Annotated in this window: 22 protein-coding genes; 8 read left to right on the top strand and 14 right to left on the bottom strand. The window is 61.9% G+C overall.

Annotated features, from left to right (window positions below):
- Positions 1-187 precede the first annotated feature (187 nt).
- The 5 genes from betB to LOY70_RS27690 form a co-directional block, all read right to left on the bottom strand.
- Complete coding sequence (betB, locus tag LOY70_RS27710; RefSeq protein ID WP_265031723.1) at positions 188-1,660, bottom strand: betaine-aldehyde dehydrogenase; 1,473 nt, start codon at positions 1,658-1,660, stop codon at positions 188-190.
- A gap of 79 nt (positions 1,661-1,739) precedes the next feature.
- Complete coding sequence (betI, locus tag LOY70_RS27705) at positions 1,740-2,360, bottom strand: transcriptional regulator BetI (RefSeq protein ID WP_265031721.1); 621 nt, start codon at positions 2,358-2,360, stop codon at positions 1,740-1,742.
- A 476-nt stretch (positions 2,361-2,836) separates the two neighbouring features.
- Positions 2,837-4,015, bottom strand: a complete 1,179-nt coding sequence (choV, locus tag LOY70_RS27700; RefSeq protein WP_265031719.1) for a choline ABC transporter ATP-binding protein — start codon at positions 4,013-4,015, stop codon at positions 2,837-2,839.
- Positions 4,012-4,857 (bottom strand): choline ABC transporter permease subunit, encoded by an 846-nt coding sequence (gene choW / locus LOY70_RS27695; RefSeq protein ID WP_003206355.1) that lies wholly within the window; start codon positions 4,855-4,857, stop codon positions 4,012-4,014. Before choW ends, choV begins: the two co-directional genes overlap by 4 nt.
- A gap of 66 nt (positions 4,858-4,923) precedes the next feature.
- Positions 4,924-5,871, bottom strand: a complete 948-nt coding sequence (locus LOY70_RS27690) for a choline ABC transporter substrate-binding protein (RefSeq protein ID WP_025215893.1) — start codon at positions 5,869-5,871, stop codon at positions 4,924-4,926.
- 428 nt (positions 5,872-6,299) lie between these two features.
- On the opposite strand from LOY70_RS27690, the gene LOY70_RS27685 reads away from it, so the two are divergent.
- Positions 6,300-7,676 (top strand): L-serine ammonia-lyase, encoded by a 1,377-nt coding sequence (locus tag LOY70_RS27685; protein ID WP_265031712.1) that lies wholly within the window; start codon positions 6,300-6,302, stop codon positions 7,674-7,676.
- A gap of 482 nt (positions 7,677-8,158) precedes the next feature.
- The gene (locus tag LOY70_RS27680; RefSeq protein WP_025215891.1) at positions 8,159-9,262 is read left to right on the top strand and encodes a GlxA family transcriptional regulator; all 1,104 of its coding nucleotides are present in this window, start codon (positions 8,159-8,161) and stop codon (positions 9,260-9,262) included.
- 114 nt (positions 9,263-9,376) lie between these two features.
- On the opposite strand, the gene LOY70_RS27675 is transcribed toward LOY70_RS27680, so the two are convergent.
- The 6 genes from LOY70_RS27675 to LOY70_RS27650 form a co-directional block, all read right to left on the bottom strand.
- Complete coding sequence (locus tag LOY70_RS27675) at positions 9,377-9,640, bottom strand: hypothetical protein (protein ID WP_123416121.1); 264 nt, start codon at positions 9,638-9,640, stop codon at positions 9,377-9,379.
- Positions 9,641-10,021: 381 nt separating this feature from the next.
- Positions 10,022-11,185 (bottom strand): gamma-butyrobetaine dioxygenase, encoded by a 1,164-nt coding sequence (locus LOY70_RS27670; RefSeq protein WP_265031708.1) that lies wholly within the window; start codon positions 11,183-11,185, stop codon positions 10,022-10,024.
- A gap of 20 nt (positions 11,186-11,205) precedes the next feature.
- Complete coding sequence (locus LOY70_RS27665; RefSeq protein ID WP_123343734.1) at positions 11,206-11,682, bottom strand: thioesterase family protein; 477 nt, start codon at positions 11,680-11,682, stop codon at positions 11,206-11,208.
- Positions 11,683-11,845: 163 nt separating this feature from the next.
- On the bottom strand, positions 11,846-12,811 hold the full coding sequence (locus LOY70_RS27660) for an L-carnitine dehydrogenase (protein ID WP_265031705.1): 966 nt from the start codon (positions 12,809-12,811) through the stop codon (positions 11,846-11,848).
- 184 nt (positions 12,812-12,995) lie between these two features.
- Complete coding sequence (locus LOY70_RS27655) at positions 12,996-13,883, bottom strand: 3-keto-5-aminohexanoate cleavage protein (RefSeq protein WP_265031703.1); 888 nt, start codon at positions 13,881-13,883, stop codon at positions 12,996-12,998.
- 71 nt (positions 13,884-13,954) lie between these two features.
- Positions 13,955-14,899, bottom strand: coding sequence for a choline ABC transporter substrate-binding protein (locus tag LOY70_RS27650; RefSeq protein ID WP_123343736.1), 945 nt, complete (start codon positions 14,897-14,899; stop codon positions 13,955-13,957).
- 220 nt (positions 14,900-15,119) lie between these two features.
- Between LOY70_RS27650 and LOY70_RS27645 the strand changes: the two genes are divergently transcribed.
- Positions 15,120-16,079 carry a GlxA family transcriptional regulator gene (locus tag LOY70_RS27645; protein WP_265031701.1) on the top strand — a complete coding sequence of 320 codons (960 nt, stop codon included), beginning with the start codon at positions 15,120-15,122 and terminating at the stop codon, positions 16,077-16,079.
- A 204-nt stretch (positions 16,080-16,283) separates the two neighbouring features.
- Here LOY70_RS27645 and LOY70_RS27640 read toward each other — a convergent pair whose 3' ends face one another.
- The 3 genes from LOY70_RS27640 to LOY70_RS27630 form a co-directional block, all read right to left on the bottom strand.
- A complete protein-coding gene (locus LOY70_RS27640; RefSeq protein WP_265031699.1) occupies positions 16,284-16,700 on the bottom strand; it encodes a DUF3010 family protein in 417 nt (138 codons plus the stop codon).
- Between the two features lie 86 nt (positions 16,701-16,786).
- The gene (locus LOY70_RS27635; protein ID WP_265031698.1) at positions 16,787-17,563 is read right to left on the bottom strand and encodes a DUF4239 domain-containing protein; all 777 of its coding nucleotides are present in this window, start codon (positions 17,561-17,563) and stop codon (positions 16,787-16,789) included.
- A gap of 107 nt (positions 17,564-17,670) precedes the next feature.
- Complete coding sequence (locus LOY70_RS27630; RefSeq protein ID WP_265031697.1) at positions 17,671-18,072, bottom strand: lysozyme inhibitor LprI family protein; 402 nt, start codon at positions 18,070-18,072, stop codon at positions 17,671-17,673.
- A gap of 234 nt (positions 18,073-18,306) precedes the next feature.
- Between LOY70_RS27630 and LOY70_RS27625 the strand changes: the two genes are divergently transcribed.
- The 5 genes from LOY70_RS27625 (at position 18,307) to LOY70_RS27605 (ending at position 25,311) form a co-directional block, all read left to right on the top strand.
- Positions 18,307-19,284, top strand: a complete 978-nt coding sequence (locus LOY70_RS27625; protein WP_030139307.1) for a dipeptidase — start codon at positions 18,307-18,309, stop codon at positions 19,282-19,284.
- 80 nt (positions 19,285-19,364) lie between these two features.
- A complete protein-coding gene (locus LOY70_RS27620; RefSeq protein ID WP_030139308.1) occupies positions 19,365-19,895 on the top strand; it encodes a DUF5943 domain-containing protein in 531 nt (176 codons plus the stop codon).
- A 15-nt stretch (positions 19,896-19,910) separates the two neighbouring features.
- Positions 19,911-21,971, top strand: coding sequence for a dimethylglycine demethylation protein DgcA (gene dgcA, locus LOY70_RS27615; protein ID WP_265031683.1), 2,061 nt, complete (start codon positions 19,911-19,913; stop codon positions 21,969-21,971).
- 170 nt (positions 21,972-22,141) lie between these two features.
- A complete protein-coding gene (gene dgcB, locus LOY70_RS27610) occupies positions 22,142-24,091 on the top strand; it encodes a dimethylglycine demethylation protein DgcB (protein WP_265031682.1) in 1,950 nt (649 codons plus the stop codon).
- Positions 24,091-25,311 carry an electron transfer flavoprotein subunit alpha/FixB family protein gene (locus LOY70_RS27605; protein WP_265031680.1) on the top strand — a complete coding sequence of 407 codons (1,221 nt, stop codon included), beginning with the start codon at positions 24,091-24,093 and terminating at the stop codon, positions 25,309-25,311. Before dgcB ends, LOY70_RS27605 begins: the two co-directional genes overlap by 1 nt.
- Positions 25,312-25,313 lie beyond the last annotated feature (2 nt).

Here is a 25,313-nt window from a genome sequence, read left to right as displayed (position 1 = left end):
GTCGCGTTTGCCTTGACGCCGCATAACCTGTGGCGAGGGGATTTATCCCCGTTCGGCTGCGCAGCAGTCGTAAATCAGCGACTGGGTTTGTCTGAAGAATGGGGGGCCTTGGGGAGGGGCTGCTACGCAGCCCCACGGGGATAAATCCCCTCGCCACAACAGCGTTCACTCAAGGCCTCATGTCCAATCAGAACACCGACGCGTAATCGCCCAACTCGACCTGTACCGATTTGATGCGGGTGAAGTTGTTCAGCGAGCTGATGCCGTTCTCACGGCCCACGCCCGATTGCTTGTAGCCACCGACCGGCATTTCAGCGGCCGATTCACCCCAAGCGTTGATCCAGCAAATGCCCGCTTCGAGCTGGTGGATCACACGGTGGGCGCGGTTCAGGTCGCGGGTCACGACGCCGGCGGCCAGGCCGAAATCGGTGTCGTTGGCGCGGCGGATCACTTCTTCTTCGGTGTCATAAGTCAGGATGCTCATCACCGGGCCGAAGATTTCCTCGCGCACGATGGTCATCTCATCGGTGCAGTCGGTGAACACGGTAGGAGCAACGAACGCGCCCTTGGCGAATTCGCCCTCGGTCAAACGAGCGCCGCCACACAGCAGGCGTGCGCCCTCGGCCTTGCCTTTCTCGATGTAGCCCAACACGCTCTCCATGTGGGCGAAGCTCACCAGCGGGCCGAAGTTAGTGTTTTCGTCCTCTGGATTGCCGATGCGGATACGCGCCACGCGCTCGGCGATCTTGGCTTCGAAGGCGGCCTTGAGGTGGCTCGGCACGAACACCCGGGTGCCGTTGGTGCAGACTTGGCCGGAGCTGTAGAAGTTGGCCATCATCGCGGTGTCGGCGGCGCGATCCAGGTCGGCGTCGTCGAAGATGATCAGCGGCGACTTGCCGCCCAGTTCCATGGTCACGTCCTTGAGCGAAGAACTCGAGGCACTGGCCATGACTTTCTTGCCGGTGTCAGTGCCGCCGGTGAAGGAAATTTTCTCGATACGCGGATGCTCGGTCAACCAGGTGCCGACTTCACGACCGCTGCCGGTCAGGACGTTGAACACACCCGCTGGAACGCCGGCTTCGGTGTAGATCTCGGCCAGTTTCAGGGTGGTCAGCGAGGTGACTTCGCTCGGTTTGAAAATCATCGCGTTACCGGCGGCCAGGGCCGGGGCGGATTTCCACAGGGCGATCTGGATCGGGTAGTTCCACGCGCCGATCCCGGCCACCACGCCCAGGGGCTCGCGGCGGGTGTAGACGAACGAAGTGGTGCGCAGCGGAACCTGCTCGCCTTCGATGGCAGGCACCAGGCCGGCGTAGTATTCCAGCACGTCGGCACCGGTGACGATGTCGACGTAGCGGGTTTCGGAGTAAGCCTTGCCGGTGTCCAGGGTTTCCAGGGCGGCCAGCTCATCGTTGCGCTCGCGCAGGATGTCCACGGCGCGGCGCAGGATGCGCGAACGCTGCATGGCGGTCATGGCAGCCCAGACTTTCTGGCCCTTTTCGGCGCTGACCACGGCGCGCTCGACGTCCTCGAACGTTGCACGCTGCACCAGGGCGAGCACTTCACCGTTGGCCGGGTTGATGGCTTCGAAAGTGGCGTCGCCGCAGGCATCGCTGTACGCGCCATCGATGTAGAGTTTTTGCAGTTCGAAACGGGCCATAAAGTCCTCGCAAGTGCATGAGTGGTTGGCTGACCACCGAGCGTGTCGTTTACAGCTGACTACGCGCTGCGGTGGGGGTTCAGGAGTCGAGCGGTTCTGTGTGCTCTGGCGCCCCTGCTTTGGCCAGTTGCAAATCCATGTATTCGTAAGCGATCCGGTGTGCCTGGGCGGTATCGAACGCGTCTCCCGACAGCGCCCCGCGCAACCACAAGCCGTCAATCAGGGCGGCCAGGCCCCGTGCCGCGCTGCGGGCCTCATCAAGGGGCAACACGCGGCGGAACTGACTGCACAGGTTGGAATACAGGCGGTGATCGTTGATCCGCTGCAACCTGTGCAATGACGGGTGATGCATGCTGGTGGCCCAGAAGGCCAGCCAGGTTTTCATTGCCGGGCCATTGACCTGGCTGGCGTCGAAGTTGCCCTCGATGATCACCTTCAAGTGCGCCCGCGGGCTCGCGTCCTCGAGCGCGCGACGGCGTGCGGTGACGTTCTCGCTCAGGACAGTCATCAGGTACTGGGCCGTGGCCGCGATCAGGCCATTCTTGTCCTGAAAGTAGTGACTGATGATGCCATTGGAGACACCGGCCAAACGGGCGATCAGCGCAATGCTGGCGTCCCCCATCCCGACCTGATCGACCGCTTGCAGCGTGGCTTCGATCAATTGTTGGCGGCGGATGGGTTGCATACCGACCTTGGGCATCTAGCACATCTCCTTAGGCCATCCGGCGGGCGAGTGTCGTCTGCCGGAATGAAAGCCAGTCTATTTTGTTTTGATTGAACGTTCAATCAACAAAAACAAAGTTCTATGACAAGTCGTCGCTGTTTGTCGGGATTTCATGTGTGAAAACCCGCGGTACAGGGGCGAGGACTTTTTCGGGATGTCTTTATAACACTCGTCGGTGGGTGTGAAGGCCTAACGCCGATTGATAGTAGGAATACTGTTGTGGCGAGGGGATTTATCCCCGCTGGGCTGCGAAGCAGCCCCAAAAAGCTGCGAACTCATTCTGTCTGACACACCGAGACACCTGGCTATGGGGCTGCTGCGCAGCCCAGCGGGGATAAATCCCCTCGCCACAGTTGTTTGCATTCCTCCAGGTCAAGCTTGTCAGCAGTCAGCAGTCAGCACTGCACAAACAAAAACGCCGCGATCATCTCGCGGCGTTTGTGTGCGTGGGCTTAGCCCAGGTTCTTGCCGAGCAGGGCGTGGTACAGCTCGCTGTCGCCCAGGATCCCGACGACTTTCTGGTTGTCATGCAGCACCAGTTTGTTGCCGGTCTGGTAGCGGATCTGCAACGCATCGCGCATGCCGATATTGGAATCCACCAGGGTCGGACGGCGGCCCAGGTCTTCGACGGATTGGCCCGGTACCCAGTTTTGCAGGTCCAGCGCCGCGCCGTTCTGGCGGGCGCCCTTGATGGTGTTGCCTTCGGCCAGGTCGAGCCAGGAATCGCCGCCCGGGTCCAGGCACACCGAACCGTTGATGCGCTTGCAGTTATCCAGGGTGCGCATCAGGCTGCGCCCGCACAGTACGTTGAGCGGGTTGGTGTGGGCAACGAAGGTGCGCACATAGTCGTCCGCCGGATTCAATACGATTTGTTCCGGCTTGCTGTACTGGATGATCCGGCCGTCTTTCATGATCGCGATGCGGCTGCCCAGCTTCAGGGCTTCGTCGAGGTCGTGGCTGACGAACACGATGGTCTTGCTCAACTTGCGTTGCAGCTCCAGCAGTTCGTCCTGCAGGCCTTGGCGGATCAGCGGGTCGAGGGCCGAGAAGGGTTCATCCATCAGCAAGATGTCGGCGTCCATCGCCAGGGCGCGAGCCAGGCCGACCCGTTGCTGCATGCCGCCGGACAACTCGTCGGGTTTCTTGTTGCGCCATTGGGTCAGGCCCACCAGCTCAAGCTTTTCATCCACCAGCTTGCGGCGTTCCTTTTCCGGGCGACCCTGCATTTCCAGGCCGAAGCTGATGTTCTCGCGCACCGTCAGCCACGGCATCAGAGCGAATTTCTGGAACACCATGGCGATGCGTTTGGTGCGCATCATCTTCAGTTCGGCGGGAGTGCAGGAGGCAATGTCGATCTGCCGGCCTTCGTGCTCGACGAAGAGCTTGCCACGACTCACGGTGTTCAAGCCGTTGATGCAGCGCAGCAGGCTGGACTTGCCGGAGCCGGAAAGGCCCATCAGCACGCAGATTTCGCCTTTCTCGATGTCCAGGCTGGCTTTCTCGACGCCAACGATTTGCCCGGTTTTCTTCAGGATTTCGTTGCGGGTCATGCCCTGGTCAAGCAGTTTCAGGGCTTCGCGTGGATCTCTGGAGAAGATCACGTCGACTTCTTCGAAGCGGATTATGCTCATGCGTCACCCCCTACTTTGGCGTCGGGTTGCTTGCAGATTCGGTCGAGCATGATCGCCAGCAGTACGATCGCCAGGCCAGCTTCGAAGCCCAGGGCGATATCGGCGGTGTTCAGTGCGTTGACCACGGGTTTGCCCAGGCCATCGGCACCCACCAGTGCGGCGATCACCACCATCGACAACGACAGCATGATGCACTGGGTGATACCGGCCGCGATGCTGGGCATCGCGTGGGGCAGTTCAATGCGCGACAGGAGCTGGCGACGGGAGCAGCCGAAGGCTTTGCCGGCGTCCATCAGTTCGTCCGGAACGTCGCGGATACCCAGGTAGGTCAAGCGGATGGGCGCGGCAATCGCGAACACCACCGTGGAGATCAGGCCTGGGACCACACCCAGACCAAAAAGGGTCAGGGTAGGAATGAGGTAGACGAAGGTCGGTACGGTCTGCATCAGATCGAGTACCGGACGCATCAATGTGTAGAACATCGGCTTGTGCGCGGCAACAATGCCCAGCGGCACGCCGATCAGGACGCAGACCAGGGTCGCGAAGAGTACCTGGGCGAGGGTTTCCATGGTTTCCTGCCAGTAACCCAGGTTGAGGATCAGCAGGAAGGAGGCGATGACGAAGACGGTCAGGCCCCATTTGCGCTGGATAAAGTGCGCCAGCAAGGCGATGAGACCGATCAAGGCCAACGGGTTGAACCAGGTCAGCGCGAACGTCACGCCGTGAATCATCGTTTCCAGGAACAGTGCGATCGCATCGAAGGTGCTGGCGCCGTGTTGCGTCAACCATTCGACGAAGCCCGCAATGTACTGGCCTAAGGGTATTTTCTGATCAATCAGCATGGTAGTGAACGTCCGCATGCAAGGGATAAACAGCCCGGGCGAGTAAACTCGCCCGGCATAAAAGCGTTACTGCGCGAGCTTGGCTTTCACGGCCTCCAGGCCTGGTTTACCGTCAATGGTGGTCACGCCAGCGAGCCAGGTATCGAGTACCTGTGGGTTTTTCTTCAGCCAGGCCTTGGCGGCGGCTTCAGGTTTCATCTTGTCGTCGAGCACGTTGCCCATCAGCGTGCTTTCCATGTCGACGGTGAACTCAAGGTTTTTCAACAGTTGCCCAACGTTGCTGCATTCCTGGCTGTAGCCCTTGCGGGTGTTGGTCGCCACGGTGGCGGCGCCGAAATCCGGGCCGAAGAAGTCGTCGCCGCCGGTCAGGTATTGAATCTTGAAACGGGTGTTCATCGGGTGTGGCGCCCAGCCGAGGAACACCACATCGGTGCCGCGTTTGGAGGCGCGGTCGACCTGCGAAAGCATGCCCGCTTCACTCGACTCGACGACCTTGAAACCTGCGTCCTTCAGGCCAAAGGCGTTCTTTTCGATCATGCTCTGGATCAGGCGGTTGCCGTCGTTGCCAGGCTCGATCCCGTAGATCTTGCCGTCCAGCTCTTTCTTGAATTTGGGAATGTCGGCGAAGTCATGCAGGCCTTTGTCGTACAGGGCCTGGGGCACGGCGAGGGTGTACTTGGCGCCCTTGAGGTTGGTGCGCACGGTTTCCACCGTGCCGGCTTCGCGGTAGGCCTTGATGTCGTTTTCCATGGTCGGCATCCAGTTGCCGAGGAACACGTCCATGTTCTTGCCATCGGCCAGGGACTTATAGGTCACCGGCACGGAAATCATGGTGGTCTTGGTCTTGTAGCCCAGGGCGTCGAGGACCACGCTGGTGGTGGCGGTGGTCACGGTGATGTCGGTCCAGCCGACGTCGGAGAAGTTGACGGTGCTGCACTGTGCGGGTTCTGCAGCGTTGGCCAGCATTGGAAGACTCAGCATGGCGGCCAACAACAACGGCTTGGAACCTTTCATGGGTGGACTCCTGGTGTTTTCTCGGCGGTGTCCGGTCAGGACAGCCGCGCGCTTATTTTGGATGTTGCGGTTGGTGGCGCGTGGGCACTCTCTGACACGCGGCCTTGCAAACGAGCCGTAACCGATCATGTACCAGTGCAAATCTGACGCCTACAGGGTGAGTCGTATCCAGTACAGGGAGGGTCGCATCCAGTGTCGGTGACGTCGTTTATAGATTTTTTCCGGCCTCGGAAGCCCTCTGATCTGCAAAAAAGCGGCGTAAAACCGGGGCAAAAGCCTGGCGGCGTTACTGGGCATGATTGCGTCGGTGTCAGACGTCGACCTCCCAGGCAAAAACCGGATGATGCGGGCATCCCGGCGTTGAGCGTAGCAGCTCCGTCACCGGGCGCTCTTGCGCCCGGATGTGCCCGTTCTGGAGGTTCTCTGCCATGGCAATCAGCGTTTTCGACCTGTTCAAAATCGGTATCGGCCCGTCTAGCTCACACACCGTCGGCCCAATGCGCGCCGCAGCGTTATTCGCGCAAGTCTTGCGTGAGCGGGGCCTTCTGGAACAAGTCACGCGCTTGGAAGTTCAGCTTTACGGCTCGCTTTCGGCCACCGGCATCGGCCATGGCAGCGACAACGCGGTGATCATGGGCCTGATGGGCGAATGGCCGGACGCAATCGACCCGTCGCAGATCGGCCCGCGCATCGAGTTGCTGCGTGAAACCCAGACTTTGTTGCTGGATGGTCGCCTACCGGTGCCTTTCATCTGGTCCCGGGACATGCGCCTGATCGACGAGAACCTGCCGTTCCACCCCAACGCGATGACGCTGGTGGCCGAGGGTGACCACGGCGAGTTGCACCGTGACACCTATTATTCAGTCGGCGGTGGTTTTGTCGTCGATCAGGCCCAGGCGTCCAGCGGCGTGGTCGACCTGGACCGTACCGAACTGCCTTACGATTTTTCCAGCGCCGAAGAGCTGCTCAATCTGTGCCGCACCCACAACCTGCGGGTGGCCGAGTTGATGATGGCCAACGAAAAGGTCTGGCGTTCGGAAGACGAGATTCGCAGCGGCCTGATGAAACTCTGGCGGGCCATGCAGGACTGCGTCGAGCAGGGCCTCAAGCATGAAGGCATCCTGCCTGGCGGTCTGAATGTGCGCCGGCGCGCGGCCAAGTTGCACCGCAGCCTGCAAGAGCTGAACAAGCCCAATGTGATCGGTTCGACCCTGAGCGCCATGGAGTGGGTCAATCTTTTCGCCCTGGCGGTCAACGAAGAAAACGCCGCTGGCGGGCGCATGGTCACGGCGCCGACCAATGGCGCGGCGGGGATCATTCCTGCGGTGTTGCATTACTTCATGAAATTCAGCGAAGCGGTCACCGACGCCAACGTGGTGGATTACTTCCTCGGCGCGGCGGCGGTAGGGATCCTGTGCAAGAAGAACGCCTCGATCTCCGGCGCCGAAGTGGGTTGCCAGGGCGAAGTGGGCTCGGCCTGCGCCATGGCGGCGGCGGGGCTGGCGGAGATCCTCGGCGCTACGCCGGAGCAACTGTGCAACGCGGCGGAAATCGGCCTGGAACACAACCTTGGCCTGACCTGCGACCCGGTGGGCGGCCTGGTGCAAGTGCCGTGCATCGAGCGCAACGCGATTGCTGCGGTTAAAGCCATCAATGCCGCGCAAATGGCGCTGCGTGGTGACGGCCAGCATTTCATCTCCCTGGACCGGGTGATCCGCACCATGCGCGATACCGGCGCCGACATGCATGACAAATACAAAGAAACCTCGCGCGGTGGCTTGGCCGTCAGTGCGGTGGAGTGCTGATCCGCAGTATCCACAGTCTTGTGGCAAGGGGATAAATCCCCTCGCCACAAAGAACTAGAACCGCTCATAAAATGCACACCCATCCTGAAACACGCCACCTTTTAGCGCGTCGCAAACAGACAAGAGACAAATGGTCGAGCCAGCCGTCGTACGCCGCTCAACCGTCCGTCGCTGCACTTGTGGTGATACCTGTTGCGCAAGCCCCGCAGCCCTGTTCCCACAAGTGCTACCGATCTGCTCACAGCCTGCTGTGACAGGCGCCTGCCGCCATTGATAGCACTTATAACCGGGACTCGACGCGGGCCTTATATAGACCGGTCGCGATGTCGTTTTCAGGATTTATTGAACGCGTATCCAATTTAGGCATGGCAATTGCTCTATCGCTGTAAAGCCCGTCTCCTTCATGGAGAACGATGGCAAACAACCAATAAAAAGAGCCTCCGCCTGAGGCCATCACCCGCTTTGTGTGAGGAGATACCGCGATGACGACGACCAACTCCGGGGCCCAACCCCAGAACCGTGCGCCTCAATCCATCGGCTTTTTGCTGCTGGACAATTTCACGCTGATTTCACTGGCGTCCGCGGTAGAACCGCTACGCATGGCCAACCAACTGTCCGGGCGCGAGCTGTATCGCTGGACCACGCTTACCGTCGACGGTGGGCAGGTCTGGGCCAGTGACGGATTGCAGATCACCCCGGACGCCTCCATGCACAAGGCGCCGGCATTGGACACCGTCATCGTGTGTGGCGGTATCGGCATCCAGCGCACCGTCACTCGCGAACACGTGTCATGGCTGCAAGGCCAGGCCCGTCAGTCCCGTCGTCTCGGTGCGGTCTGCACCGGCAGTTGGGCCTTGGCCTGTGCCGGCCTGCTGGACGGTTTCGATTGCAGCGTGCACTGGGAATGCCTGGCGGCGATGCAGGAAGCGTTCCCACGGGTATCGATGAGCACCCGTCTGTTCACCCTCGACCGCAACCGTTTCACCAGCTCCGGCGGCACCGCACCGTTGGACATGATGCTGCACCTGATCAGCCGCGATCACGGTCGCGAACTGTCGGCAGCGATCTCCGAAATGTTTGTCTATGAGCGCATCCGCAACGAGCAGGATCACCAGCGTGTGCCGCTCAAGCACATGCTCGGCACCAACCAGCCGAAGTTGCAGGAAATCGTGGCGCTGATGGAGGCCAACCTCGAAGAACCGATCGACCTGGACGAGTTGGCGGTGTACGTCGCCGTGTCCCGGCGTCAGCTGGAGCGGTTGTTCCAGAAATACCTGCATTGCTCGCCGTCGCGTTACTACCTCAAGCTGCGGCTGATCCGGGCGCGGCAACTGCTCAAGCAGACGCCGATGTCGATCATCGAGGTGGCGTCGGTGTGTGGCTTCGTCTCCACGCCGCACTTCTCCAAGTGCTACCGCGAGTACTTCGGCATTCCACCGCGCGACGAACGCGTAGGCTCCAATACCACGCAGCAGGTGGCGATGTTGCCGTTGCCACAGGCGTTGGTGCTGTCGCCGTTGTCCGGCCCGCTGTCGGCGTTGAGCCAGGCGCGTAATGAGTCGACGTTTGCCAGTGTAAGGCTCTAGACCGCAGCGCCTTCATCGCGAGCAAGCTCGCTTCCACAGGGGATCGTCTGGGTGCAATAGCGCGTGTGCACACCCGGGATCGCTGTGGGAGCGAGCTTGCTCGCGATTGGTTTGTCAGGCGCTGTGGTTCTGCTGGTATTGCGCCAATGCCGGCAGCAATTGCTTATCGATCGCCTGGCGCACGGCCGGCAGGATGGTCGCACTGCTGGTGTACATCCTCTTGACCATCAGGCGCAGTTCATTGGCACGGGCCTGGTCCAAACCCCGCACGGCGCACTCGCAGGCCTGCTCGGCGGTGGAGCCGCTGGGTATCTGCAGCCCGAGGGCCTTGAGGTGGCCCAACAGGTCTTCCTGGTCGATCAATTCGGCGTGCATCATGACGCTTTTCCTTATTCAGGGATTGGGGTCGTGCCTCGATTCTGGTAGCCACCCGAAGCGGCGGCAAGGGCAAACTGTCGCAATGGCCCGGATACCTATGAGCAGGTCGTTTTCGGCTAACTCCCGCTAATCCGGACTGGGCACACTGAACTCAAGCTGAATCACGATGGTTTGGTCACCCTCGCGCAACAGCTCCTCCAGTAACGCACCTGCCCCGATCCTGTCACGGCTTGATCGGGGATTTTTTTGCCTGGGTGAATCAGGGGTTGATGGGGTGTTCGACAGGGCGCTATCGCGAGCAAGCTCGCTCCCACATTAGGTTTTGTGAACGACACAGCCCCCTGTGGGAGCGAGCTTGCTCGCGATGAACGATGACGCGTTCTACCTCTGCAACACCAGAATCCGCGACAACAACTCATCCCGGTCCACATAACACCCCTGGAAATGCCGCGCGCCGGAAGCCGGATCGAAGGCGTTGCGGGCATGGAGCGTACGGCGGTTGTCGAAGCACCAGAGCTGGCCGGGTTTGAGCCGTTGCATCACACGAAATTGTGGCGCGCGGGTCAGGGCGATGAAGCGTCGGTAGGCTCGGTAAAGCCTGGGCATTTGCTCGACGGTGGTGTCGAACGGTCCGCGCAGGAAATTCGCCATGCGGATTTCCGCGACATGCCCCAGGGCATCCAGCGCAATGATGGGCGCCAGGCAGCGGTAGTCGCTGTGGCGATCCTTGTTGCGAAACTCCACCGGGATTTCGCACAGGGCGGCAAAGGCTTCGGGATCTTCCTGGCGCAGCGCCTCGGCGATGGCAAAACCGTCGACAAAAATGCTCTCGCCGCCGTCGGCGTCATTCGCCAGGCAATGTAAAAACTGCAGCCCTGGTTGCAACTCCCGGGTTGGCAGGTCGCTGTGCAGTGGCAGGTTGAAAGCGGTGTAGGCGTTGCTGTCGGCGTCGGCCTTGGATTGCACGTTGAACAGCACGCCGAAGTTGCTCTCGCGAATGAACGAAATGCGCTGGGCAATCTGTTTCAACGAACCGGGTTCGGTGGGCACGCCGCGCACTTGCGTCAGGCCGATGTCGCGCACCGCCAGCAGCCATTGCAACAGCGCATCGGCGTCGTCCATCAGGGCCTGGTAATCGAACACCGGCAGTTGCAGATCATGCCGCCATAACTGGCTTTTGGGCTTGCTTGCCAGGCGTTCGGCCCTGGATTGCTCATCATAGGCATGGGCCCGTAGCCAGCCCGGGTCGAAGCGGCTCTGGTGACCGTCCTGCCAATCGACGCACAGGCAGCCCTCGCCATCGAGGCGGATCGCACCGGGTGCGCTGTCTTCAGGCACGTCGACGATTTCCAGTACTTGTTCGCGGGTGACGGTGTAGACGCATCGAGGGCAAGGGCAGTTGTCCCGCAGCCACTGATGATGGAAAGGGCTGACCCGGCCGTCGACCCAGGTGACCTGCACCCGGTCGGCCAAGGACGTTACAGCACCCAGCGCGCAGATCAGGGGATAGCGGCGGAAGTCGGCAAACGCGGCGGCAGTGTTCATGGCGATCTCCTGTTCGAGGCTTATCGGGCAGGTGGCAGTGCGATGACCCGACCGATATAGGCCGGCGGCGGCAGGTCGGACTGTTCATCGAGCAGGGCGGTGAGTGTGCCCAGGGTCTGCTGCGTGAAGGGCGCCGAGCGCGGACCCGCCAGGTCGACGTGCAGCAGCATCTGCTCATTGCCGGCCAGCTCTTTATCCCCGCCGGCCAGGTGCAGGCTGTGGTAGAGGTGCAGGCGCTTGGCGTCGTGGCCGATGATCTGCGTGCGCACTTCCACGTCAGCGTCGAGCTTCACTTCGTGCAGGTAATTGAGGTGCAGTTCGAGGGTGAACAGCGAGTGGCCGCTGGCCTCGCGGTTCTGGCTGTCCATGCCGAGCCGGTCCATCAGCGCGTCGGTGGCATAGCTGAAAATCAGCAGGTAGAAGGCATCGCGCAGGTGGCCGTTGTAATCGACCCATTCGGGGCGGATGCGGGTTTGGTAGGTGGTGAGGGTGGGCATGATTCAGGTCCGACAATTGGGGTTACTGGGTTGGCGCTATCGCGAGCAAGCTCGCTCCCACAAGGATTTCGCGGTGTGAACGCTCATTATTTCCCCCAGAAGATCCCTGTGGGAGCGAGCTTGCTCGCGATGGGGCCAGGCCTGCTGGCCCCAAAACCAGGGTTTACTCTTCGAAAGCCATTCCATGCTTGGCCTTGGTGGTCTTCACCGCCTCCAGCACCGCCAACAGACAATCATCACGATAGCGCTCCAGGGCCGAAATGCTGTGGCTGCCCAGTTGCTCGCTCGTGCCGTCCACCACATCGTCGATCAGCTTCTCGGTCAGTTCCGGCGCCGGCAGGTAGGTCCATGGCAGTTGCAGCGCCGGGCCGAACTGGGCCATGAAATGGCGCATCCCGGCATCGCCGCCGGCCAGGGTGTAGGTCAGGAACGTGCCCATGAACGACCAGCGCAAGCCTGCACCGAAACGAATGGCGTCGTCGATTTCCCCGGTGGTGGCCACGCCGTCGTTGACCAGGTGCAATGCCTCGCGCCACAGCGCTTCGAGCAGGCGGTCGGCGATGAAGCCGGGCACTTCCTTGCGTACGTGCAGCGGCCGCATGCCGAGGGATTCATACACTTGCATGGCGGCTTGCACCGCTTCGGGCGCGGTGTTCCTGCCGCCCACCACTTCCACCAGCGGCAACAGGTAAACCGGGTTGAACGGGTGCCCGACCACGCAACGTTCCGGGTGCGTGCAACCTTCGTAGAACTCGCTGGGCAACAGCCCCGAAGTGCTGGAGCCGATCAGCGCGTTGGGTTTGGCGGCGGCGCTGATCTGACCGTGCAGTTCGAGTTTCAGCGCCAGGCGCTCGGGGGCGCTTTCCTGGATGAAGTCGGCGTCGCGCACGCATTCTTCGATGGTTGCGACAAAGCGCAGCCGATCCTGCGAGGCGCCGGGTGTCAGGCCCTGTTTTTCCAGTGCGCCCCAGGCATTGGCGACGCGCTTGCGCAACGCCGCTTCGGCCCCGGGCGCCGGGTCCCAGGCCACGACGTCCAGGCCATGGGCCAGGGCGCGGCTGACCCAGCCGCTGCCGATCACACCGCTGCCCAGGGCGGCGAAGGTCTTGATGTCGGTGATAAAGCTCATGGTGATTTTCCTGAGTAATTCGCTGATTGCTAATGTGGGAGCGGGCTTGCTCGCGAAGACGGAATTTCTTTCACAGAAGATCCATCGGATGTACCGGCCTCTTCGCGAGCAAGCCCGCTCCCACACTCGATCTGGGGTGGTCTTGAGATCTGCAATCACTGCAGATCCAATGTGCACGTTCGGTTTAGCCGCGCTGGACCAGGCCCATTTTCTTGCGGCCCTCGGCCGGCGTAAGTACTCGCGCCCCAAGGCGGCTGAGGATTTCGCCTGCGCGCTCCACCAGTTGGCCGTTGGTGGCGAGCACGCCTTTGTCCAGCCACAGGTTGTCTTCCAGCCCGACCCGCACGTTGCCGCCGAGCAGCACGGCCTGGGCGGCCATGGGCATTTGCATGCGGCCGATGCCGAAGCCGGCCCACACGGCGCCTGCCGGCAGGTTGTCGACCATGGCTTTCATGGTGGTGGTGTCGGCCGGTGCGCCCCAGGGGATGCCCAGGCAGAGCTGGAACAGCGGGTTGTCCAGCAGGCCTTCCTTGATCAGTTGCTTGGCGAACCACAGGTGACCGGTGTCGAAGATTTCCAGCTCGGCCTTGACCCCCAGTTCAGTGATGCGCTTGGCGCCGGCGCGCAGTTGCGCCGGGGTGGAGACGTAAATGGTGTCGCCATCGCCGAAGTTCAGGGTGCCGCAGTCCAGGGTGCAGATTTCCGGCAGCAGCTCCTCGACGTGGGCCAGGCGGGTCAGTGGGCCCACCAGGTCGGTGTTGGGACCGAACTCCATGGGTCGTTCGCCAGCGCCGATCTCCAAGTCACCGCCCATGCCGGCGGTGAGGTTGACGATGATGTCCACGTCCGCCTCACGGATGCGTTCCATCACCTCGCGGTACAGCGCCACGTCGCGGCTGAACTTGCCGGTCTGCGGATCGCGAACGTGGCAGTGGACCACCGTGGCCCCGGCCTTTGCGGCCTCGATGGCGGCTGCGGCGATCTGTTTCGGGGTGACCGGAACGTGAGGGCTCTTGGCGGTCGTGTCGCCAGCACCGGTGAGTGCGCAGGTGATGATGACGTCGTGGTTCATGGTGCGGATTCCTTCAGGCGTGGTGAGTCACCGCGCAGCCCTTTGGCGCTGCGCAGATGGAAAACGGTGGGTCAGTTACTGGTGAGTTTCAGGTTGTCGGCGGCCGGCTTGCCGTCGAAGGTGGTCACGCCTTCGAGCCAGCGCTGCTTGTCTTGCGGATGATCCTTGAGCCATTGCCGGGCCGATTCGAGCGGGTCCTTGTGATCGAGCAGCGGCTGCATCATCCGGCTCTCGTCCTCGGCGGTGAATGTCAGGTTGCTCAACAGGCGCCCGACGTTCGGGCACTGCTGGGCATAGTCCGGCGCGGTGACCGTCCACACGGTGGCCATGCCTTCGTTCGGGCCGAGAGCGTCTTCGCTGCCGGTGAGGTAGGTCATTTGCACGTTGACGTTCATCGGATGCGGCGCCCAGCCGAAGAACACCACGGCTTCCTTGCGCCGCACGGCGCGGTCCACGGCGGCGAGCATGCCGGCTTCGCTGGACTCCACCAGTTGGAATTTGCCCAGGCCGAACTGGTTCTTGGCGATCATCGCCTTGATCTGGGTGTTGGCGCCGGAGCCGGGTTCGATGCCGTAGATCTTGCCACCCAGCTCTTTTTCGAATTTGGCGATGTCGGCGAAGGTCTTCAGGCCCTTGTCGGCCAGGTAGGTCGGCACGGCCAGGGTGGCGCGGGCGTCCTTGAGGCTGGGTTGTTCCAGGACCTTGACTTGCTTGGCTTCGACGAATGGGGTGATGGTCTGGGTCATCAGCGGGTTCCAGTAGCCCAGGAACAGGTCCAGGCGCTGGTCGCGGATGCCGGCGAAGATGATTTGCTGGGAGGCGCTGGTCTGCTTGGTCTTGTAGCCGAGGCCATCGAGCATCACTTGGGTCAGGGCGCTGGTGGCGATGACGTCGGTCCAGTTGACCACACCCAGGCGCACGTTCTGGCACGCAGCGGGTTCGGCGGCCATGGCGGCGCCATTGAGTAAAGTGGTACCGCTGAGTGCAAGAACGCAGGAGCTGATCAGTCGTTTCATGTCGGGTTCCTCGGCAGCTTATTGTTATGGGTTCCGGCGTCTGCGCGCCGGTGATGTCAAGTTACGCAGCCCCGGGTCGTGCAAAACGCACAGCGGCGACGTGCTCTTGCACTGCAGCGACCTGGTGTCCTGTTTCACGAATACGCACCTGCAGCGCTTGAACAGCCCTTGCAACTGGCGTATCAAGATCCGCACGCTACCCGCCAACCGAGTGCGCTCCATGTCCCAGGATTTCTACTTCTTGTTGATGCCGGGCTTTTCAGCCATCGGCTTCATTTCGGCCATCGAGCCGTTGCGGGTCGCCAATCGTTTTCGCGGCGAGCTGTATCGTTGGCATGTGTTGAGTGTCGATGGTGGAGCGGTGCTGGCGAGCAATGGCATGTCGGTCAACGCCGATGCGGCGCTGGAGCCGTTAAAGAGAGGTGCGACCCTCTGGATAGTGGCGGGGTTCGAACCGCTGAAGTTCGCCACCCCGGCATTGGAGCGCTGGCTGCACCGGCTGGACCACGAAGGCGTGACCCTGGGCGGCATCGATACGGGCAGTGTGGTCCTGGCCGAAGCGGGTCTGCTGGAAGGGCATCGCGTGACCCTGCATTGGGAGGCGATCGAAGCGTTCAAGGAGTCTTATCCACAGCTCAGCGTGACCCAGGAACTGTTCGAAATCGACCGCCGCCGCATCACCTGCGCGGGCGGCACGGCTTCCATTGATCTGATGCTGGACTTGATCGGCCAGGCCCACGGCGCGGAGTTGGCGATCCAGGTCAGCGAGCAGTTCGTGCTCGGCCGCATCCGTCCGCGCAAAGATCACCAGCGCATGGAAATCGCCAGTCGCTACGGCATTCGCAACAAGAAACTGGTGCACGTCATCGGTGAGATGGAAACCCACAGCGAACCGCCCCTGAGCACCTTGGCCCTGGCCGAATCCATCGGCGTCACCCGGCGCCAGCTCGAACGCCTGTTCCGCCTGCACCTGAACGACACCCCGAGCAACTTCTACCTGCGCTTGCGCCTGGAAAAGGCCCGGCAGCTGCTGCGCCAGACCGACATGAGCGTGCTGGAAGTGAGCATCGCCTGTGGCTTTGAGTCACCGTCGTACTTCACCCGCAGTTACCGGGCCCGGTTCGCGCGCTGTCCACGGGAGGATCGGCGGCGGCAGGGGGATGGGCGGGAGGTGGTTTGACAGGCTTTTATACTAAATTATACTCGCGACTATAAATTATACCTGTCGCCATAATTGGGTATAAAAGATTGATACCGCCAGTCATCGGTCATACACCTGTGGCGAGGGAGCTTGCTCCCGCTGGGCTGCGCAGCAGCCCCTCAACAGCGAGAGCCGCTGCGCGCCCCAGCGGGAGCAAGCTCCCTCGCCACGGGGGGAACGCATTTATTTTTTCACCAACGCCGAACACGCCGCCTTGTACGCCTCATGCTGATACTTGTTCAGCGTCGCCGGCAAGGCGAAGTCGTGTTTTTTGTGCTGCGCGTTGATAGTCTGCGGTGACAGCAGCGTCACCTCGCAGCCTTCCAGCAACTGGAAAACCCCTTCAATCTTGAACGTGGTCGGTCCGCCGGCGAACTCGCCTTTCTTGCTGCGCTTCTTGATCGCGATACGTTCGATGCCATGCTCCGCCACGAACGCCCGTACCTGGGCGGCAAACGCCTTGACGTTGGCGGCTTCGTCATCGTCGTCCAGGGCGATTTTCTTGGTGTTCAGGGCGATGTGGGTCAACGCCTGCTGCTCCAGCGAGGCGACGGCGATAATCGCTTCGCTGCCTTTGATTTCGATGCCGCAAATGATCATTGGAACCCTTGATGCCTGGAGGTGTGGAGTTGCAGTTTATCCATCTTGGCCTGGAACGCCGCGGTGATTTTTCACCTGTGGCCCACTCAGTTCATGCCTTGGCGCAGATCAAGCATGATCTTGTCGAAGTAATCGACCCGGATGACGCCGAAGCGGGGGTATTCGAAGTCCAGGATCACATACAGCACGCCGACCATGACTGCCGCGTAACCCAGGCTGTGCAGCCAGTTGCGCCGCTTTGTCCCCGCCATGCCATAGCCGATCAGCAGGGCGCTGATCAGGGCCATGGTCACCAGCATCAGGTAAATGATCAGGGGGGGGTGGGTTTCATGGGCCACGGCGCGGGTCGTGGTGATATCGATCATTTCATTTTGTGCTTGCAGCACACTGACCCCCAGGGTCGGGGTGGGCATCTGTTGCAGCGCGGCGATCGTGCGTTTCCAGATGATCTGTTGCAAAGCACCGGCGTGATCATGGGCGGCCTCGTCGAGTTCGTCTTCGCGCAGGTCGCGGTAATACTCGATGCGGGCGTCGACGTAGTCCTTGAACGCCTGGCGCACGGCCGGTTGCTCGCTCGCCGGTAGCAGATCCAGGCGCAGCCAGGCGGTGCCCATGGCATTGGTTTCGGCCACGATCAGCGCGCGCCGTTGATCAAGACGCGTGGCCGCACCGGAAAAAGTAAAGGCAATCAGCAGCGCCAGCAGGCCAAACACCGCGCCTTCGATTGCACCAATGCCTTGGCGGGCACCCTCCGGGTCTTGGACCAGGTGACGGTTGCCGATCTGGCGACCGGCTTCGATGCCCAGCACAATGGCAATGAAAATGGCCGCGCCGTAGAAGGGCAGGGCGGTAAGAGCGTGCATAAGAGAATCCCCGCAAAGCCAAGCGTGGCGTCATCCTAGGATTCTCTTTGTGATCCGCCTACTGTCAGAGTTGACAGTAGGCGGGGGCGGGAACGACCTCTCTGAGGTCAATCCTGCCCAATCGACTCCAAAAACTCCGACCGATCATCGCTTACCTGGGCCATGCAGTCGTTTTCGGCGATCTTGTAGGCTTCGCTGCCGGGTTTGGCCGGGAAGGCGGCGATGGCGCAGTCGGCGTCGCGTTGTTTGAGCCACAGTTGTTGGGCGGCCTTAACCTTGGCGGTGATGTCGTTGAGCTGGGCCTTGTCGCTGGTGTAGCGGGTTTGCAAGCGCTCAAAGAGGCTCTGCAGGTTTTCATTGAGCAATTGTTCGGCGGCGGTCTTGCCGTAGGCCGAGCAGGCCAGGGTCTGGACGTCGTTTTCAACTTCGTCGCAGGGATTGGGCTCGGTGTCTTCGGTTGCGTGTGCCAGGGTGCTGATCAGTGCCAAAGCCAGGAAGATTGATTTCATCGCGTTGCCGCTCAAGTCAGTGAAAACCAGTGATGCGGCGGATTCTGGCGCAAGCGCCCGGTAAATAACAGACGGGCAGTGTGGGCTCGCCATAGCCCTTTGTCGCGGATTGACGCTTTCGGCAATTCCCCTGTCGTTTTTGCACCCGGTCGCTACGGCCCTCAGGCATATGCTGGCCCCAAAGCGCCGGCACACGATTCGGCGCATGAATCGCTGATAAAAGGGGACTGCCTGATGAGCCCAGCCGAATTGCACGCCGACAGCATCGTTATCGACGGGCTGATCATTGCCAAGTGGAACCGCGACCTGTTCGAAGACATGCGCAAGGGCGGCCTGACCGCAGCCAACTGCACCGTGTCGGTGTGGGAAGGTTTCCAGGCCACCATCAACAATATCGTCGCCAGCCAGAAGCTGATCCGCGAGAACAGCGACCTGGTGATCCCGGTGAAAACCACCGCTGATATCCGTCGCGCCAAGGAGCAGGGCAAGACCGGCATCATCTTCGGCTTCCAGAACGCCCACGCCTTCGAAGACCAGCTCGGCTACGTCGAGATCTTCAAGCAGCTCGGCGTGGGTGTGGTGCAGATGTGCTACAACACCCAGAACCTGGTGGGCACCGGCTGCTACGAGCGTGACGGCGGCCTGTCGGGCTTCGGTCGCGAAATCGTCGCCGAGATGAACCGCGTCGGCATCATGTGCGATCTGTCCCACGTCGGTTCCAAGACCTCCGAAGAAGTCATTCTCGAATCGAAGAAGCCGGTGTGCTATTCCCACTGCCTGCCGTCCGGCCTGAAAGAGCACCCGCGCAACAAGTCCGATGAAGAGCTGAAGTTCATCGCCGACCACGGCGGTTTCGTCGGCGTGACCATGTTCGCGCCGTTCCTGGCCAAGGGCATCGACTCGACCATCGACGACTACGCCGAAGCCATCGAATACACCATGAACATCGTCGGTGAAGACGCCATTGGCATCGGTACCGACTTCACCCAGGGTCACGGCCAGGATTTCTTCGAGATGCTGACCCATGACAAGGGCTACGCCCGTCGTCTGACCAGCTTCGGCAAGATCATCAATCCCCTGGGCATCCGCACTGTGGGCGAGTTCCCGAACCTCACCGAGACGCTGCTCAAGCGCGGTCACCCTGAGCGGGTGGTGCGCAAGATCATGGGTGAAAACTGGGTCAACGTCCTGAAAGACGTCTGGGGCGAATAACCGCCGCCGCACCGCTGAATCCTCTACCTGCGGCCCTCTGCGCCGCAGGCAATACCACGAATTTCCGGAGTCAAGTTTTCATGGCCAAGATCGCCCCGCAACTGCCTATCGAAGTCGACAGCGAAACCGGTGTCTGGACCTCCGACGCCCTGCCGATGCTGTACGTACCGCGTCACTTCTTCGTCAACAACCACATGGGCATCGAAGAAGTGCTGGGCGCCGATGCCTACGCCGAGATTCTCTACAAGGCCGGCTACAAATCCGCCTGGCACTGGTGTGAAAAAGAAGCCGAATGCCACGGCCTGGAAGGCGTCGCGGTGTTCGAGCACTACATGAAGCGCCTGTCCCAGCGTGGCTGGGGGCTGTTCAAGATCCAGGACATCGACCTGGATAAAGGCACCGCCAGCGTCAAGCTTGAGCACTCGGCGTTCGTCTATGTATACGGCAAGGTCGGGCGCAAGGTCGACTACATGTTCACCGGCTGGTTCGCCGGCGCCATGGACCAGATTCTTGCCGCTCGCGGCAGTTCGATCCGCACCGTGGCCGAGCAGGTCTACGGCGGTTCCGAAGAAGGCCACGACGACGGCCTGTTCATCGTCAAGCCGTTGTAAGTCGAGGATCGCGCCATGGCTTTTGAAGCAATGTTCCAGCCGATCCAGATCGGCAAACTGACCATCCGTAACCGCGTGCTCAGCACCGCGCATGCCGAGGTCTACGCCACCGACGGCGGCATGACCACCGACCGGTACGTGAAGTATTACGAAGAAAAGGCCAAGGGCGGCATCGGCCTGGCGATCTGTGGTGGCTCCTCGGTGGTCGCCATCGACAGCCCGCAGGAATGGTGGAGCTCGGTGAACCTGTCCACCGACCGTATCATCCCGCACTTCCAGAACCTGGCCGACGCCATGCACAAGCATGGCGCCAAGATCATGATCCAGATTACCCACATGGGCCGTCGCTCGCGTTGGGACGGCTTCAACTGGCCGACCCTGATGTCGCCGTCCGGTGTGCGTGAGCCGGTGCACCGCGCCACGTGCAAGACCATCGAGCCGGAAGAAATCTGGCGGGTGATCGGCAACTACGCCAGCGCCGCCAAGCGCGCCAAGGCCGGTGGCCTGGACGGCGTCGAGCTGTCCGCCGTGCACCAGCACATGATCGACCAGTTCTGGAGCCCGCGGGTCAACAAGCGTACCGACGAATGGGGCGGCAGCTTCGAAGGCCGCATGAAGTTCGGCCTGGAAGTGCTGAAGGCCGTGCGCGCTGAAGTGGGCGACGATTTCTGCGTGGGCATGCGCCTGTGTGGCGACGAGTTCCACCCGGATGGCTTGTCCCACGAGGACATGAAGCAGATCGCCAAGTATTACGATGATACCGGCATGCTGGATTTCATCGGCGTGGTGGGTTCGGGTTGCGACACCCACAACACCCTGGCCAACGTCATCCCGAACATGAGTTATCCACCGGAGCCGTTCCTGCACTTGGCCGCCGGTATCAAGGAAGTGGTCAAGGTCCCGGTGCTGCACGCGCAGAACATCAAGGACCCGAACCAGGCTACGCGGATCCTGGAGGGCGGTTACGTCGACATGGTCGGCATGACCCGCGCGCACATCGCCGACCCGCACCTGATCGCCAAGATCAAGATGGGCCAGATCGACCAGATCAAGCAGTGCGTCGGTGCCAACTACTGCATCGACCGCCAGTACCAAGGCCTGGACGTGCTGTGCATCCAGAACGCCGCGACGTCCCGTGAATACATGGGCGTGCCGCACATCATCGAGAAGTCCACCGGGCCGAAACGCAAGGTGGTCGTCGTCGGTGCCGGCCCGGCCGGGATGGAAGCGGCGCGTGTCGCTGCCGAACGTGGGCACGATGTGACCCTGTTCGAGAAGAAGGAATTCATCGGCGGGCAGATCACTACGGCCTCGAAAGCTCCGCAACGGGACCAGATCGCCGGTATCACCCGCTGGTTCCAGCTGGAGCTGGCACGCTTGAAAGTCGATCTGCGCCTGGGCGTGGCGGCGGATGCGGCGACTATCATGGACCTGCGTCCGGATGTGGTAGTGCTGGCCGTCGGTGGGCATCCGAACCTGGAACAGAACGAACACTGGGGCGCCGCCGAAGGGTTGGTGGTCAGTAGCTGGGACGTGCTCGACGGCAAGGTCGCGCCAGGCAAGAACGTGCTGGTCTACGACACCATTTGCGAGTTCACCGGCATGTCGGTGGCGGACTTCCTCGCCGACAAGGGCAGCCAGGTCGAGATCGTCACCGACGACATCAAACCGGGCGTAGCTATTGGCGGGACTTCGTTCCCCACCTACTACCGCAGCATGTACCCCAAGGAAGTGATCATGACCGGGGACATGATGCTGGAGAAGGTCTACCGCGAAGGCGACAAGCTGGTGGCGGTGCTGGAGAACGAATACACCGGCGCCAAGGAAGAACGCGTGGTGGACCAGGTGGTGGTGGAAAACGGCGTGCGGCCGGACGAAGAAATCTACTACGCGCTCAAGGAAGGTTCGCGCAACAAGGGCCAGATCGACGTCGAAGCCTTGTTCGCGATCAAGCCTCAGCCCTGCCTGGAGCAGAGTGGCGACGGCTACTTGCTGTTCCGCATCGGTGACTGCGTGGCGCAGCGTAATACCCACGCCGCCATCTACGACGCCCTGCGGCTGTGCAAGGATTTCTAACGGCTTGTGGATAACCCTGTGGGAGCGAGCTTGCTCGCGATAGCGGTGGATCAATCGACACATATGTTGAATTTGAGTCCGTCTTCGCGAGCAAGCTCGCTCCCACAGGGATCGAGCAAGACATCCAGGTTTCTGTGCCTGCAAGACCTGAGGTCTTTGGGAGCTTCACCATGTTGAACACCCTTCTTCCTATCCTGCTGTTCGCCGCTTTGGGCCTTGCGGTCCTCGGCGCCTTGCGGCGGGTGAATATGTGGCGCCGGGGGCGACCGTCCAAGGTCGACCTGATCGGTGGCCTTTTCGCCATGCCCAAGCGCTACATGGTGGACTTGCACCATGTGGTGGCGCGGGACAAATACATCGCCAACACCCACGTGGCCACGGCCGGTGGTGCGGTGGCGTCGGTGGTGCTGGCGATCCTGGTCCACGGGTTTGGCCTGCATAACCGCTTCCTCGGCTATGCGTTGCTGTTGATGTCGGCCGTGATGTTCGTCGGTGCGATCTTCGTCTACCTGCGTCGGCGCAATCCGCCTGCCCGTTTGTCCAAGGGGCCATGGATGCGCCTGCCGAAAAGCCTGCTGGCCTTCTCAGCATCGTTTTTCCTGGTGACCCTGCCGGTGGCCGGCATCCTGCCGGAGAACTTCGGCGGTTGGCTGGTGGCGGCGGTCCTGGGTGTCGGTGTGCTGTGGGGCGTGTCGGAATTGTTCTTCGGCATGACCTGGGGCGGGCCGATGAAGCACGCCTTTGCCGGTGCCCTGCACCTGGCCTGGCACCGTCGTGCCGAGCGCTTTGGCGGCGGTCGTTCCACCGGGCTCAAGCCGTTGGACCTGAGCGACCCGGCGGCACCGCTGGGCGTTGAAAAACCCAAGGATTTCACCTGGAACCAACTGCTTGGCTTCGACGCCTGCGTGCAGTGCGGCAAGTGTGAAGCGGCCTGCCCGGCGTTCGCCGCTGGCCAGCCCCTGAACCCGAAAAAACTCATCCAGGACATGGTCGTCGGCCTGGCCGGCGGCACCGATGCGAAATTCGCTGGCAGCCCATACCCGGGCAAACCTGTGGGTGAGCATGCTGGCAACCCCCATCAGCCCATCGTCAATGGCCTGGTGGACGCCGAGACGTTGTGGTCCTGCACCACCTGCCGGGCCTGCGTCGAAGAGTGCCCGATGATGATCGAGCACGTCGATGCCATCGTCGACATGCGTCGTCACCTGACCCTGGAAAAAGGCGCCACGCCGAACAAAGGCGCCGAGGTGCTGGAAAACCTCATCGCCACCGACAACCCTGGCGGCTTTGCCCCGGGTGGGCGGATGAACTGGGCGGCGGATCTGAACCTGAACCTGCTCAGCGAGAAGAAATCCACCGACGTGCTGTTCTGGGTCGGCGACGGGGCCTTCGACATGCGCAACCAGCGCACCCTGCGGGCCTTCGTCAAAGTGCTGAAGGCGGCGAAAGTCGACTTCGCCGTGCTCGGCCTCGAAGAGCGCGACAGTGGCGACGTGGCCCGGCGCCTGGGTGACGAAGCGACGTTCCAGCTGTTGGCCAAGCGCAATATCCAGACCCTGGCCAAATACAGCTTCAACCGCATCGTCACCTGCGACCCCCACAGCTTCCACGTGCTGAAAAACGAATACGGCGCCTTCGATGGCAACTACCTGGTGCAGCACCACAGCACCTACCTGGCGGAAATCATCGACGCCGGTGCCCTGAACCTCGGCCAGCACAAGGGCGACAGCGTGACGTATCACGACCCGTGCTACCTGGGTCGCTACAACGGTGAATACGAGGCTCCGCGCCAAGTGCTGCGTGCGCTGGGTATCGAGGTCAAGGAAATGCAGCGTTCCGGCTTCCGCTCCCGTTGCTGCGGCGGTGGTGGCGGCGCGCCGATCACCGACATCCCAGGCAAGCAGCGGATTCCTGACATGCGCATGGACGACATTCGCGAAACCGGCGCTGAGTTGGTGGCGGTGGGTTGTCCACAGTGCACCGCGATGCTCGAAGGCGTGGTCGAACCGCGGCCGATGATCAAGGACATCGCTGAACTGGTGGCCGACGCGCTGCTCGAAGACGCGGCCCCAAGCAAGCCAGTGGCTCCGGCCAAACGTGAACCTGCGGAGGTGCACTAATGAGCGACATCATCCGCCGCGACCCTCGCGCCGAGTGGATCGCCCGTAACCGCCTGCACCCGCTGCACGCGGCCATGCAACCGGTCCAGCACAGCTGGATGGGGCCCAACGGCGTGATCCGCAAGAATGTCCACGGCGTCGGCTTCATCGGTCCCAACGGCATCAAGCGTATCGACCGCAGCGGCGCCCAGCAGGGCGGCGCGAGCAAGCGCACTGCCGCCGTTGAAGTGCAATTGCCGCTGCATCAAGTACCGCAACCGGCGTTCTACATCAGCGTGGTGCCGGACATGGTCGGTGGTCGCCTGAGCAGCCACGACCGCGATCTGCTGGGCCTGGCCCATCAGCTTGCGGGGACGGACGGCGCGGTGCTGGCCGTGGTCTTCGGCGAGCACAAGGAAAACGCCTTCGCCACGGCCGGTGTCGACCGCTTGCTGGTATTGGAAGGTGAGGCTTTCAGCGGTTATGCACCGGAGCAACGGGTCCAGGGCCTGCGGGCTGTGGATAACCAATTCAACCCTCGCCATTGGTTGCTGCCCGACAGCCGCACCGGTGGTGGCGAACTGGGCCGGCGCTTGGCGGCGGCACTGGGCGAGCGTCCGGCGACGCGGGTCTGGCAGGTCAAGGGCGAGGAGTGCATTGGCCGCGCCGGTGCAGGCCTGCAAGACCTGGCCCGGCCATTGGCACGCCTGATACTGGCGGCGGCCGAATGCGCCGAGCCGGTCAGTGAAACCCGTCACGAAGCCCTGCCAGTGGAGTTATCCACAAGCGTGGCGCGCAGCTTGTCGCGCATCGAAGACCTGGGCGCGGTAGCGGTGGACCCGGGGGCGATCCCGATGGCCGAAGCCGAGTTCATTTTCTCCGGCGGCAACGGGGTCAAGGACTGGGCACTGTTCCACCAGACCGCCGCGGCCCTGGGCGCCACCGAGGGCGCTTCGCGGGTGGCGGTGGACGATGGTTTCATGGCTCGCGACCGTCAGGTCGGCGCGTCCGGCACCTGGGTCACGGCGCGGGTCTACGTGGCCGTGGGGATTTCCGGGGCGATCCAGCACCTGCAAGGCATCGGTGCCTGCGACAAGGTGGTGGCGATCAATCTCGACCCGGGCTGCGACATGATCAAACGGGCAGACCTGTCGGTGATCGGTGACAGTGCGGCGATTCTCCAGGCCTTGATCGCGGCGGTAGAGGCTTACCGCAACGAAGCCAAGCGCGATGCGGCTTAAAA

Origin of the sequence: Pseudomonas sp. B21-054 (assembly GCF_026016345.1) — a bacterium.
Taxonomy (GTDB): Bacteria; Pseudomonadota; Gammaproteobacteria; order Pseudomonadales; family Pseudomonadaceae; genus Aquipseudomonas.
The sequence above is the reverse complement of the archived record's forward strand: the minus strand, read 5'-3'. Positions and strand labels throughout refer to the sequence as shown.

What these genes read in the sequence shown, in the direction of transcription:
- betB (WP_265031723.1), bottom strand. Translation starts at nt 1,660, where the DNA reads ATGGCCCGTTTCGAACTGCAAAAACTCTACATCGATGGCGCGTACAGC.
- betI (WP_265031721.1), bottom strand. Translation starts at nt 2,360, where the DNA reads ATGCCCAAGGTCGGTATGCAACCCATCCGCCGCCAACAATTGATCGAA.
- choV (WP_265031719.1), bottom strand. Translation starts at nt 4,015, where the DNA reads ATGAGCATAATCCGCTTCGAAGAAGTCGACGTGATCTTCTCCAGAGAT.
- choW (WP_003206355.1), bottom strand. Translation starts at nt 4,857, where the DNA reads ATGCTGATTGATCAGAAAATACCCTTAGGCCAGTACATTGCGGGCTTC.
- LOY70_RS27690 (WP_025215893.1), bottom strand. Translation starts at nt 5,871, where the DNA reads ATGAAAGGTTCCAAGCCGTTGTTGTTGGCCGCCATGCTGAGTCTTCCA.
- LOY70_RS27685 (WP_265031712.1), top strand. Translation starts at nt 6,300, where the DNA reads ATGGCAATCAGCGTTTTCGACCTGTTCAAAATCGGTATCGGCCCGTCT.
- LOY70_RS27680 (WP_025215891.1), top strand. Translation starts at nt 8,159, where the DNA reads ATGACGACGACCAACTCCGGGGCCCAACCCCAGAACCGTGCGCCTCAA.
- LOY70_RS27675 (WP_123416121.1), bottom strand. Translation starts at nt 9,640, where the DNA reads ATGATGCACGCCGAATTGATCGACCAGGAAGACCTGTTGGGCCACCTC.
- LOY70_RS27670 (WP_265031708.1), bottom strand. Translation starts at nt 11,185, where the DNA reads ATGAACACTGCCGCCGCGTTTGCCGACTTCCGCCGCTATCCCCTGATC.
- LOY70_RS27665 (WP_123343734.1), bottom strand. Translation starts at nt 11,682, where the DNA reads ATGCCCACCCTCACCACCTACCAAACCCGCATCCGCCCCGAATGGGTC.
- LOY70_RS27660 (WP_265031705.1), bottom strand. Translation starts at nt 12,811, where the DNA reads ATGAGCTTTATCACCGACATCAAGACCTTCGCCGCCCTGGGCAGCGGT.
- LOY70_RS27655 (WP_265031703.1), bottom strand. Translation starts at nt 13,883, where the DNA reads ATGAACCACGACGTCATCATCACCTGCGCACTCACCGGTGCTGGCGAC.
- LOY70_RS27650 (WP_123343736.1), bottom strand. Translation starts at nt 14,899, where the DNA reads ATGAAACGACTGATCAGCTCCTGCGTTCTTGCACTCAGCGGTACCACT.
- LOY70_RS27645 (WP_265031701.1), top strand. Translation starts at nt 15,120, where the DNA reads ATGTCCCAGGATTTCTACTTCTTGTTGATGCCGGGCTTTTCAGCCATC.
- LOY70_RS27640 (WP_265031699.1), bottom strand. Translation starts at nt 16,700, where the DNA reads ATGATCATTTGCGGCATCGAAATCAAAGGCAGCGAAGCGATTATCGCC.
- LOY70_RS27635 (WP_265031698.1), bottom strand. Translation starts at nt 17,563, where the DNA reads ATGCACGCTCTTACCGCCCTGCCCTTCTACGGCGCGGCCATTTTCATT.
- LOY70_RS27630 (WP_265031697.1), bottom strand. Translation starts at nt 18,072, where the DNA reads ATGAAATCAATCTTCCTGGCTTTGGCACTGATCAGCACCCTGGCACAC.
- LOY70_RS27625 (WP_030139307.1), top strand. Translation starts at nt 18,307, where the DNA reads ATGAGCCCAGCCGAATTGCACGCCGACAGCATCGTTATCGACGGGCTG.
- LOY70_RS27620 (WP_030139308.1), top strand. Translation starts at nt 19,365, where the DNA reads ATGGCCAAGATCGCCCCGCAACTGCCTATCGAAGTCGACAGCGAAACC.
- dgcA (WP_265031683.1), top strand. Translation starts at nt 19,911, where the DNA reads ATGGCTTTTGAAGCAATGTTCCAGCCGATCCAGATCGGCAAACTGACC.
- dgcB (WP_265031682.1), top strand. Translation starts at nt 22,142, where the DNA reads ATGTTGAACACCCTTCTTCCTATCCTGCTGTTCGCCGCTTTGGGCCTT.
- LOY70_RS27605 (WP_265031680.1), top strand. Translation starts at nt 24,091, where the DNA reads ATGAGCGACATCATCCGCCGCGACCCTCGCGCCGAGTGGATCGCCCGT.